We start from the raw sequence: 12,086 nt of genomic DNA, 5'->3' as shown, positions 1-12,086 counted from the left end.
AAGTAGAGCGAATGCAAAGATTTGGACGGATCAGGATCAGTTTCTGACTCGTAGTCTTTCGACGGCCCGGATCTTTATTATGGTTTCGCGAGCGATCTCTGCAAGATAGGGATCCGCATCACTAATGTAACGTTCGAGAGCTGGCAACGCTAACGCGTTTCCAAATACCCCCAGTGCAAATGCCGCTTCACGCCGCGTGTCATTCGATTCATTCCGATCATCGAGGACTTGTATCAACAGACGGATCGTAGGCTCTGCATCAGAATCAATTCGATTTGCCAAAATAGCTGTGGGGTCGCCTAACGATTTAAATTTTTCGGGCAGAAAGCTTTCAGGAGAGACCGTATAGCTAGTCCCGGTGCGGATCAGCATCGCTATCTGGCCAAGAGAGCGAGCAGCAGAACGGCGTATCATCTCGTTCTCTTCACGTGGGCGTTGGCGGAGAATATTGTTTAGGATCGGCATCGATTCGATATCGCCGATGTTGCCTAATGCGATGATGATGGCAAGCCGGACCTCTGCATCACGTTCGCGATCTAGAGCAGTTATTAACGGCTCAGTGGCGGACCAATTCCCGATCTTACCGAGAGCATATGCCGCCTCTCTGCGCACAAAAGGCATTCTGTCAGATAAAAGCGGACGTAAGGCATTTACTCCTTCGCTGTTCTCGAGGAAGATCACACTGCCGGCTGCAGTTGCCCGCACAATTTCGCTGCGGTCTGTTAATGCTGGGAGTGCAGCACGAGAAGCCTCGGGGGAGGCAATGTTCCGAAGTTCGAAAAGAGCTGTCCGTTTTGTCTCATCATCACCTGACCTGAGCACCCGACTCAGTTGATCAACTCGATCTGATGCCTGTCCATTTGTTAATTCACAAAACGCAATGAAAACCGACAGGAACAGAATAAGATGGATGGGATCACAAAAGAATCGCATCCATCTTATTCGATGTATCCTCATTGTTTTATATTTTGCGGCCGAAAAACGCTCTTTGAGAACGTTCCCACTCACCGACCTGACGGGCCCTTACATTCTCATATGCACCAGCCAGTGAAGCTATTATTTCATCAGCCGTAATATGTTTTGTTCGTGCAGTGTCCGAAGGAATAAGACGTTCAGCACGTGTATCAGGAAGCTTATCGATGTCTTTAGGAGCAGATGTGAAGTTTCGGTTGACCATTTCGTGACCCTCCTTTCCGTAGCGGTGGACAGCAGGGCCGAAACGAAAATGTCATTCCGGTGCCGTCCGCGTTAGAATTTTTCTCATCATTACAGCTTTCGTGTGATAAAACTCCTACCTTAACGGTTTTTTCAGGATACCACACCTAGTAGTTATCAACAAGAAAATTTGACAGCGAAACTGTTTGGCTATAAATTTTAGTCTATGCTGTTGAGCTTCAACAACAACCTCGCCCTTACTTAGCCACTCGCGGCCTACGGCCGTTTGGGTGGCGGAACACATTCTCAAAAACTCAATCAACAATAGTTGGCTTCCGGATTGGATAGCATACCAGCTTTCCGTTAGAATTGGACTTTTTCCAGCTCAAAAGCTCTATGGACGAGAAATATTTTGCAAAAAAGGTCGAGGCAAAGTGGCAGAAAAAATGGGCCGAAAGCGGTGCATTTGCGGTAACTGACGACACGTCTCGTCCGAAGTTCTATCAACTTGAGATGTTGCCATATCCTTCCGGAAACCTTCATATGGGGCACGTAAGGAATTATTCCGTCGGCGATGCTCTCGCATGGTTCAAGCGACTGAAAGGATTTAATGTTCTGCATCCGATCGGCTGGGATTCCTTTGGCCAGCCAGCAGAGGATGCTGCCGTAAAACGGGGTGTGAATCCGCGCGATTGGACGGAGGACAACATCGTTGCGATGCGCGGACAATTGAAAAGGCTCGGACTAAGTTACGATTGGACCCGCGAGATCGCGGCTCATCGTCCGGAATATTACAAATGGGATCAATGGTTCTTTCTGAAAATGTTCGAGAGAGGCCTTGCGTATAAAAAGAAAACGCAGGTTAACTGGTGCGAGAACGACCAAGCCACGCTTTCAAATGAACAGGCTAGCGGCGGCCTATGTTGGCGATGCGGAAATCCCGTTACCAAAAAGGAGCTTGAGCAATGGTTCTTGAAGACGACTGCCTATGCCGACCAGCTGCTGGATGATCTCAAGATCATAGAATCGGGATGGCCGGTGCATGTCATCAAACGCCAGCGTGACTGGATAGGGCGAAGCGAAGGAGCGTTACTTGATTTTAAGATCGTTGGTTCTGACCAGAGTGTGCGTATATTTACAACACGTATCGATACCATCTACGGAGCTAGTTCAATTGTGCTGGCTCCAGAGCACCCGATCGTACTAGCAAATCGCAGGAAATTCGCACCTGAAGTCGTCGAGAAGATCGATCATATAATTGTTGAGAAGGCGAAGCCTGTGGAGCATGATGCCGAGATCGAAAAAGACGGGGTAGATACAGGTCTAAGAGCCACCAACCCATTTAGCGGCGAGGATCTCCCCGTTTGGGTCGGCAACTATGTGATGATGGATTACGGGACGGGCGCCGTAATGAGCGTCCCCGCTCATGATGAGCGCGATTTCGAGTTCGCAAAGAGATTCGGCCTTCCGGTCCGTCAGGTCATTTCTGAGCCGCATATGGTGCACGAGCATAACTCAGTCCACGCACTTGCCCTTGAGGCCCCACTAACTGAATACGGCGTGCTTGTCCATTCTGATGTTTGGAGCGGCAAAGCATCAGAAGATGCTAAACGGGAGATGACCGCCTTTGCTCAAAAGCAGGGTTTCGGTGAGGCTGCGACGACCTATCGCCTTCGTGATTGGGGAATATCTCGTCAGCGTTTCTGGGGATCTCCGATCCCGATCGTATATTGTGACGGCTGCGGGACCGTCCCTGTACCGATCGATAAATTGCCGGTTGAATTGCCCGAAAATGCTCCAATTACTGGAACGGGGGAATCTCCATTGGCTAAGGTCGAGGAATTTGTTCAAACTACCTGTCCGCAATGCAGCGCGCCGGCATCCCGTGAAACGGACACGATGGATACTTTTGTTGATTCATCGTGGTACTTCTTCCGATACCTTGATCCCAAAAATTCGGAGGAAGCTTTTGGCCCTGAGAAGGCAGCTTATTGGACGCCAGTGGATCAATATATCGGCGGAGATGATCATGCTGTGATGCATTTGATCTATGCCCGTTTCTGGACAAAGGTGATGCGTGATCTCGGGCTTGTTGCCTTTGGAGAGCCGTTCGATCGACTCCTGACACAAGGAATGGTTGTCGGTGAAACGTTTTACGATGATTCTACGGGCAAACGGAAATACTTCCCACCGAACCAAGTAGAGGTCGAACGCGACGCGAAAGGGAGGATCATCTCTGCAAAGGGAGTTGATGGATCCGATCTGAAATTTGCCATCGAGAGGATGTCCAAGTCCAAAGGCAATGGGGTTGATCCGGACGAAATGGTCGATATCTACGGGGCCGATGCATCGCGTATGTTTGTACTTTTTGCAGCACCTGTAGATAACGAACTTGTTTGGCAGGAGGCCGGGATCGAAGGGGCTGTCAGGTTTTTGCAGCGAGTCTGGCGACTAGTTTACAAATGGCGCGAAGTGCTTGTTCCCATACTTTCACAAGAGCGCAAGGACCCCGCGACATCAATTGCCGGATCAGCAGCCGCCAAGAAGCTTTTGCAGAAGACACATCAAACGATAAAGCGAGTTGATGAAGCTCTCACGACGCTTCAATTCAACACGCCGATCGCTGCACTGATGGAATTCACCAATGCGATCTATGAGTCCCAGCTAGAGCCAGCTTCATCTAACGATGCTGAAAAGGCGGCAATGTCTGAAGCGATAAGCTGTTTAGTAAGAATGCTTACACCGTTCGCACCTCATACTGCAGAAGAGCTTTATTCCTTTATAACGGGAAGCGATTCGGGCATGATCGCGGACGGCGCCCGTTTCCCGGAATTTAACTCTGACCTTGCAGCGGCAGATGAGATCGAGATCGCCGTTCAGGTAAATGGGAAACTACGATCAAGGGTGTTTGCTGCTCCCTCGGCCTCGAATGAAGAGATCGAACGCCTTGCATTGGCTGATATGAAAATAAGCGAAAATATTGCTGGAAAGCATATCTTAAAAGTAATTGTTGTGCCCGGCCGGCTTGTAAATGTTGTTGTGCGTGGATGACCGTAAAGTTTGTGAAGCTGCAACTTAGTCGCAATGTAAAATGTTCAAACCTTGCTTGTGAAAAGTAAACGAACTAAAATAAAAAAGCTCTGCGTTCGGCAAAGTTCACCGAAAAAAGGGTCAATATTTTAGGCGATGGCTTTCCCACTTCGCATGTCGGTCGTGAAGAATAGATGAAGGAGTGCCAGCTTTGTAAGAGTTGCTTCACTGATGAAGTGGCAACGTGCCCGAAAGACGGGATGCCGACGATGCACACCATCGCAGGGGAGCCCGTGTTAGAAGGCAAATACCAACTCGAAAGCCGCCTTGGCCAAGGCGGTATGGGGGTTGTATATAAAGCTCGGCACGCATATCTAAAGACCCAGCTCGCTATAAAGATAATTCTTCCTGACCTGGTCGGAAACGATCCTCAGCTCGTAACGCGATTTCGTCAGGAGGCCTTGGCCGCAGCGGCTATAAGGCATCAGAATGTTGTCGCAGTCACAGATTACGGCGTTATTCAGGGTTCGATCCCATTTCTGGTGATGGAATATGTCGAGGGTGAATCGCTTCATGATCTACTTGCCCGGGAGAAGCGTCTTGATCCGGAAAGAGCATTCGAACTGATGTCGGCGATATGTTCAGGTGTCGGTGCGGCCCATCATCAGGGCATTGTGCATCGCGACCTTAAACCTCTTAATATAATGATCTGCTCGGACAAGCCGAGCATCTCTCAGGCGGTCAAGATACTTGATTTCGGCCTCGCTAAGATCAAATCCGGTGAATTGCTTGGATCTTTTATTCAGGCACAAACCACCGGCCTAATGGGATCTCCGTATTATATGGCCCCTGAACAGTGGGCCGATGACGAGCCGGATTCGCGTTCGGATATCTACAGCCTCGGTGTGATGCTTTATCAGATGCTTACGGGGGACGTGCCGTTCAAGGGCTCGTCAATACCGGCGATAATGAAAAAGCATATCTCTGACCCTGCGCCAAGGTTTCTCGAAGCAGGCATCGCAATTTCACCTGAGCTTGAGGCGGCAGTCCTACACACCCTGGAAAAAGAAAAAGATAAGCGGACCCCGACGGTCGAGCGGATGATCGAAGAGTTAAAAGAGGCCATATATCCGCAGGCATTGGGTATTCATACCACATCTGGCGGACAGCCGCTTCCTGTTTCAACATTGAATGTTCGCACTAATCCTCCACGCTCTCGTGTTTTCATTGACAATGTAGCTGTCGGAGAAAGCCGCGAGGACGGGTGGATAACACTTAATGGGATCCAGAGTGGCAATCACAAGCTGCGTGTATCGAAGGAAGGCTTCAGTGATTGGTTTGGTGAGGTAATATGCGACGGACGTCCACAGCAGATCGTCGCGGATCTCAACACGGGTGTGTCCGTCCCGGGCCCGACTGTGGCTATATCAGGAGGCGTCTCACCCAATACACCACAGAACCTTTCTCAAACGCTCAGAACGGTGAGCGAGATGCAGAAGACTCAGGTTCAGCATCAAAATACCGGAGACCAACAGATATTGGTTTCTTCTGAGACGCCCCGTCGTTCGTTCTTGTCGCCGGTCCTTCTTGGCGCGGCTGCACTTTTGATCCTCGGTATATTTGGTATCGGCGGCATCGGGGGAGCTTATTACCTGGGTTGGTTCGGCGGTGCTAAATCTCAGGGAAACATCAATGGACAGGGGACACCTACTCCCGACGGCCCAACTCCCGAACAAACCAAGCCCGACCTAGCTCTCATCAAGGGCGGCACATTCATAATGGGACGGAATAATGGCAGTGAGATCGAGAAGCCGGAACATCAGGTAACCGTAAAAGATTTTCTGATGGACAAGACAGAGGTTACCAACGCAGAATTCCTTGAATTCATGCTCGCTACCGGTTACACGCCGCAGATACCCGACAGATTTCTTGCACACTGGATTAATGAGCGCCCGATTGCCGGTGAGGAAAAAATGCCTGTTCGCTTTGTTAACCGCGACGATATTGCAGCATTTGCAGCTTGGCGTTCAAAGCGTGACAACACCCTTTATCGGCTTCCAACTGAAGAAGAATGGGAGTACGCGGCCAGAAACGGAGCTAAACAGAATCTTTATCCTTGGGGTGACAAATTCGAAAGCAAGTGCGCATATGTTGACAAGCCGAATTCAGACCCTGCTCCGGTAGGCACGGCTTCCTGTCCGAATGATTGGGGAGTTCATGATCTGATCGGTAATGTACTCGAATGGACAAGTTCTCATCCTTGGGTTTATCCGGGGAGTCCTCACACTGTGACGGCGGACGCTGATAGAAAGCTCATGCTTCGCGGCGGAAGTGCAGAGTATCGATCGACGGGAGATAACAAGATCACATCCACATTTCGTTTAGAGACTCCGTTAACCACGCGGGCAGCGGTTCTGGGTTTCAGGCTAGTCCGTGATCCATGACGATTATGGCACGTAGCTCTCCGCAGATTGTGTTGACGAAGTCTGGCCCCCCCAGATATGGTCTTGCTCACAGAGAGCATCAACAATAGCTGGATCTAATCTTGTTCCTGCCAGCCAACGTAACTGTTCTAGTGCATTACTATCGGTTGTATCATCCTTGACGGCGAATCGATCCTTTGCCCGTTCAAACTCTAATATGACCGCAATGATCCTTGCGGGAAGTGGGATCTCCTCCCCATGTAACGCATTTGGCGAACCAGTACCATCAAAATTTTCCCAGATATGTTCTGCTAGGTCGAAAATCTCTTCAAATTCAGGCGAATGACTAATAATATCTAAGCTATTCTTGATACCAGTCTTTTTTTGAGAAGAATAAAATTTCAGAACGGCAAGGTATGCAGCATTGCCCAGCAACTCAAGATCGACAGAGTCTACATCAAATTTCCTGGCTATCCGGACGGCGTTTTCCCGAACAACAGATGCTCTTGTAGATATGCCAGGATCGATAGAATCATACACTGAGCCTGAAACTGCAAGTGCAAGTTGCTTGAGTGAGGAAAGACGGATCTGCATGCGCTCATAATTTGCCTGTAGCTGGCGCTGGGCTCGCAAAGTCTCATAGTGTTGTAGAGCTCTCTTTGTTGTTTGCAAGAGCTCTTCGTTTACCCATGGTTTTGTTAGATATTTATAAACCACCCCTGAGTTAACCGCTTCGACAAGTGCCTCTGCGTCGGAATATCCAGTTAACATTATCCTTACTGTCTGTGGTCGCAACTCCGCAGAACGCTTCAGAAGCTCTATGCCACTGATGCCAGGCATTCGCTGGTCAGAGATTATCAAGGCTATATCATGAAGCAAGAGCTGATGGATGGCCTCCTCGCCACTTCCGGCGGTTATAACTTCATAGGTCCCGCGGAATAGACGTTCAAGAAGCCTCAGATTTGCCATTTCGTCGTCAACTACTAATATCTTGTACTGCATATATTTAGATTTAGAATTACCCTGGTTCGTTCAATGTATAGGGAGCCTGTTATCGACTTATCGGCAATGTTACAATGAACTCACTTCCTTTTCCGGGGGCGGAAATAACATCTATTTTCCCACCATGCTTTTCAATGATGCCAAAGGAGATAGAAAGGCCAAGCCCCGTACCTTCACCAACCGGTTTGGTGGTAAAGAACGGATCAAAGATCCGTCCGAGATCATCCTTTGCTATACCGACGCCGTCATCGCTGATCCTGACACATACACTTTGTGAATCACAAGATGTATTTACCCAAACGCTGCCCGGACCATTTTTTATTGCCTGAGCCGCGTTCACGAGAAGATTTGTCCACACTTGATTGAGCTGTGCAGAATAAGCTTCAACGATTGGAAGCTCGCCATAATCCCGCAAGAGGCGAACGTTGCCGCCGCTGAAATACCGCGACAATAGCCTAATTGTGGATTCTATTCCTTCGTTGATATCAGTTTTTTTGAACTCAGCCTCATCTAGTCTGGAGAAGGTTCTGAGATTTTGGACGATATCACGGATCCGCTCAGTGCCATGGCGGCAGTCTTCAAAGATAGAACCAAGATCAGTCTTCGCGTTTTCGTAAGATATCTCTTTTTTCAGATCCCAAACTTTGGCCTCAATCTCGGCAGGAAGTTGTTGAGAATCATAGAGGTCGAGCAGCCTCAAAAGATCTGAGATGGTCCTTTCCAAAAGATCAAGATTTCCATAGACAAAACCGACCGGATTATTTATCTCATGTGCAATGCCGGCTGCAAGCTGCCCAAGTGACGCCATTTTTTCACTATGGACTATTTGTGCCTGAAGGCGTTCAAGTTGTGCTTTACCTCGTGCAAGTTCCTCGTTTTGCTTTTCGAGGTCGAGTTTGTATTGATTCGCTTGCCGTATGAGTTTGCTGCGTTCAAGGGCTCGCTCTACTGCAAGTTGCAGAACTTCTGGTTCACAGGGCTTGATCAGATAATCGCTAGCTCCTAAACGAACTGCGTCCAAAGCCCTTTGTGGACGATCGACCCCAGTTACGACTATCACAGCAGTTTCCGGATAAACTTCGATTATCTTTCTTAGAAGCTCGACCCCCGAAAGCCCCGGCATCATTACATCTGTGATCACCAGATCAAACCGGGTCTTCCTTAGCTCTGCCAATGCATTTCCGACCGAATCAGATTCAATGCATTCATAAGAAGTTGAAAGATACTTACGAAATACCTTACGTACAACAGGAGAGTCATCAACCAGCAGAATGCGAGATGATCTGCCCGATCCACCCATTTGGAATGAATAGTCCATTGGATGAGGGAGGCGCTTGGTTGCGGCAGAAATGGGAGTTGTTGTGTTGTTGGGCACAGCGAGAGAAATTACCAATCCGTGTTATCTAGGTTATTTGGTGGTGCAACATCTTAAATACTGAAAAATACTCATATAATAAATTTCTATCGAGGATTATATTGGTAAGTACTCATTAGAATGGGAAGTGATGTTTTCAATAGAAGCTCTAAAATTTTTGTATTGAGAGGAAAGAATGGGTCACGTAACCTTTCCATTTCCAAATTAGCATATCACAGGTTACCACGACAATACTTTTGTTATGCTTTGAACAATGATTTTTGCGCTCTATATCAATAAGATATGATTCACAGATAGGTATATCTGACAGGACAGAATGAATATCATCCTTTCTGAAGAATACACACCAGGCAATTTTTCACCTGAGAAAGAGTTCAGTAAAAGCTGTATTGTTGTTGGACGAGATGCGCGTGTATGCGACGTGAGCTTCGATGGAGCTCGATATCCGATGGTCTCACGTCGTCATGCCGAACTCCGTTGGCAAAACGGAAAGTGGTACCTGATCGACCTGGGGTCAAGTTATGGGACATTTTTAGATGGTGAGAGGCTGATCAAGCCGCGTCCTGTATCAGCAGGGTCGCAACTACAGTTTGGGACCGATGGTCCTATAATAAAAGTCGTTTGGTTTGAGGAATTTGTCGAAAGCGGGCGTGTTTCGCAATCGGGCAGACATCCTGATTCTCTAATGGCTACTGATGCAGAGCACCAGCCAAAAACCGGCCATTCCGGCAAACCAGATCTATCCGTGTCAGATCCTATACGACCGATACTCCCGCCCGCGCGTTTGGAGCGTATCGATGGCCCGCAAACAAGCACTGATGTAAAACCAGGCGAGACATGGCTTGGGCGTGACCTTTCATGCCAAGTGATCTTTGATGCATCAGCGGCGACAGTTTCTCGAAAACATGCGGTCATTCGTTCGGTGAAAGCCGACTATTTTCTGTCGGACAATAACAGCTTCAATGGGACACTTGTCAATGACCAAAGAATAGCAACAGATGTCCCACTCTATGATGGTGATGAGATCCGGCTCGGTCTTGGAGGGCCGATCGTCAAATTTTTATGTCCAGGTCGCCCACCGACGGCCGAGGCAGCTCTTGCGGGACAGCGTTCGTTTGCTCGATCTCCTTTAGGATTCGCGGCAAACGAAGCCGGCCCTAAAACCATTGTTTTCAAAATGGATAGGGCTACAGCGGACTCGCGTGCAGTTACACGGCAGACGGCACCACAGCTTTTATTATCGGTTACGTTCGGAGATGCCGGCATCATTCGGATCGGCAGGGATGAGACAAACGATATTCGTCTAGATGGGCTCCAGATCTCCAAGTTTCACGCAAGATTACAGAGAACGGAATCAGGGATCGTGGTTGAGGATCTGGGATCCACAAATGGCGTATTTCTGAATGGTTCCCGAATAAACAAAGCGGGCGTAGCGATATCGGACGAGATTCAGATCGGCTCATTTATTATCCGAGTCGACGCAGGAGAAAATGTCTCGGTTTTCGATACGCGGTCTAAAACACGGGTTGATTGCGTGAATATTACTCGTGAGGTCCGTAAAAACCTCATTTGCGGTCAGGTGTTCGTGTCGCTCGCGGATTACCCTTAGGACAACCTCGCGTTGCCGCGTTAATTTCAAATCTTCTATCGCTATCGTATTCACTTCCTTATAAAACCAAATAAAACTAATTTAGTAATGAATTTTAATATATATATGTGATTACCACTGATTATAATAATTCTAAATTTCATTATTGTCAAATCGATGATCAGCTAGAATCTCTCAGGTCATTTGATCCTCAGCTAACAAAGCTAACAATACCCATTTATTCGAACCTCCTTGCATATAGCTGAAGGGATTGCCCCGAGCCCTCCTAATTAACCAAGCATCAAACTGAATCTATCTTGAGCCTGGCAAGACTTCCCCACCTATCCACCCACATATGCATCAATAGTGCGAGGTGAGTCATATTACTATTTTTTTAGCAGCTCAATAAATCTTTCAAACAAATACTTAGAGTCGTGCGGACCTGGTGCCGATTCAGGGTGATATTGTACAGAGAAGACGGGCAGTGTTTTATGACGGAGGCCAGCAACAGTGTTGTCGTTCAAATTTATATGCGTTATTTCAACATCAGCGGAGAGCGAATCTGGATCTACTGCAAAACCATGATTGTGTGATGTTATCTCAACCTTTCCGCTTTCTAGATCCTTTATCGGCTGGTTTCCACCGCGGTGGCCGAATTTCATCTTGAAGGTTTTGCCACCGAACGCCTGTCCGATCAGTTGGTGACCGAGACAAATCCCAAATATTGGTTTCTGCGACGCGACGAGTTTTCTTATTTCCTGGATCACTTTGTTCATTGATGCAGGATCACCGGGTCCATTCGATAAAAATATCCCGTCCGGTTGTAAAGCAAGCACCTCTTCCGCTGAAGCGGTCGCCGGCACTACCGTAACTCTACAGCCACGGCGTGCAAACTCACGCAGGCTGTTTGTTTTCACTCCAAAATCGTACGCCACGATGTGAAATCTCTCTTTAACTGACGCAGGAAATTCAAACTTCTCATCAACCGTAACTTCGGTCGCAAGCTCACGGCCTTTCATATCGGGCGACGTCCGGACTCGTTCGAGTAGGCTTTTCACGTCGAGGTCTTCGGATGATATAACGGAACGCATCGCACCCTTGTCACGTATATGGCGGACTAGCGCTCGCGTATCGATGTGTTCGATACCGACAATATTATTGGCTTGAAGATAGCCTTGCAGCGAGCCCGTAGCACGATGATTTGAGTATATCCGGCTTGCCTCGCGGACGACGAAGCCCGCGGCCCAAGGGCTTCTTGATTCGACGTCAGATTCATTAACTCCGTAGTTCCCAATGAGCGGATAGGTCATACAGACGATCTGTCCCGCGTAGCTCGGATCGGTCAGTATCTCCTGATAACCGGTCATGGATGTATTGAACACCATTTCACCAAAAACTTCGCCTTTAGCGCCAAAAGACGCACCGGAAAAGGTGCGTCCGTCCTCAAGTACCAGTATCGCCTTGATCAGATGACTCATAAAGCGGTTATTTTATCGTAATGCAGTCAGGAACA

General features: G+C 48.3%; 8 protein-coding genes and 1 pseudogene. 3 read left to right on the top strand and 6 right to left on the bottom strand.

Features of this window, described 5'->3' with window-relative positions:
• Positions 1-36: 36 nt before the first annotated feature.
• On the bottom strand, positions 37-933 hold the full coding sequence (locus tag JVX88_RS04920) for a HEAT repeat domain-containing protein (protein ID WP_211626218.1): 897 nt from the start codon (positions 931-933) through the stop codon (positions 37-39).
• Between the two features lie 28 nt (positions 934-961).
• Positions 962-1,177 (bottom strand): hypothetical protein, encoded by a 216-nt coding sequence (locus JVX88_RS04915; RefSeq protein WP_211626217.1) that lies wholly within the window; start codon positions 1,175-1,177, stop codon positions 962-964.
• Positions 1,178-1,551: 374 nt separating this feature from the next.
• Between JVX88_RS04915 and leuS the strand changes: the two genes are divergently transcribed.
• A complete protein-coding gene (leuS, locus tag JVX88_RS04910; protein ID WP_211626216.1) occupies positions 1,552-4,206 on the top strand; it encodes a leucine--tRNA ligase in 2,655 nt (884 codons plus the stop codon).
• Positions 4,207-4,421: 215 nt separating this feature from the next.
• Positions 4,422-6,629, top strand: coding sequence for a bifunctional serine/threonine-protein kinase/formylglycine-generating enzyme family protein (locus JVX88_RS04905; RefSeq protein WP_211626215.1), 2,208 nt, complete (start codon positions 4,422-4,424; stop codon positions 6,627-6,629).
• 3 nt (positions 6,630-6,632) lie between these two features.
• On the opposite strand, the gene JVX88_RS04900 is transcribed toward JVX88_RS04905, so the two are convergent.
• A complete protein-coding gene (locus JVX88_RS04900; protein ID WP_211626214.1) occupies positions 6,633-7,610 on the bottom strand; it encodes a response regulator in 978 nt (325 codons plus the stop codon).
• Between the two features lie 49 nt (positions 7,611-7,659).
• Positions 7,660-8,928 carry a sensor histidine kinase gene (locus JVX88_RS04895; RefSeq protein ID WP_211626213.1) on the bottom strand — a complete coding sequence of 423 codons (1,269 nt, stop codon included), beginning with the start codon at positions 8,926-8,928 and terminating at the stop codon, positions 7,660-7,662.
• 373 nt (positions 8,929-9,301) lie between these two features.
• Between JVX88_RS04895 and JVX88_RS04890 the strand changes: the two are divergent.
• A pseudogene (locus JVX88_RS04890) lies at positions 9,302-10,450 on the top strand (FHA domain-containing protein); the annotation flags it as partial.
• Here the strand turns inward: JVX88_RS04890 and JVX88_RS43880 are convergent.
• Together JVX88_RS43880 and carA are read right to left on the bottom strand one after the other, a co-directional pair.
• Positions 10,445-10,648 (bottom strand): transcriptional repressor, encoded by a 204-nt coding sequence (locus JVX88_RS43880; protein WP_225931339.1) that lies wholly within the window; start codon positions 10,646-10,648, stop codon positions 10,445-10,447. The pseudogene JVX88_RS04890 and the gene JVX88_RS43880 overlap by 6 nt on opposite strands.
• A gap of 311 nt (positions 10,649-10,959) precedes the next feature.
• Entirely contained in the window at positions 10,960-12,051 is a 1,092-nt protein-coding gene (carA, locus tag JVX88_RS04885) for a glutamine-hydrolyzing carbamoyl-phosphate synthase small subunit (protein WP_211626211.1), read from the bottom strand.
• Positions 12,052-12,086: the final 35 nt, after the last annotated feature.

This window comes from Leptolyngbya sp. 7M, assembly GCF_018128485.1.
Note: the sequence above shows the minus strand (reverse complement) of the source record. Positions and strands in the feature narration are given on the sequence as shown.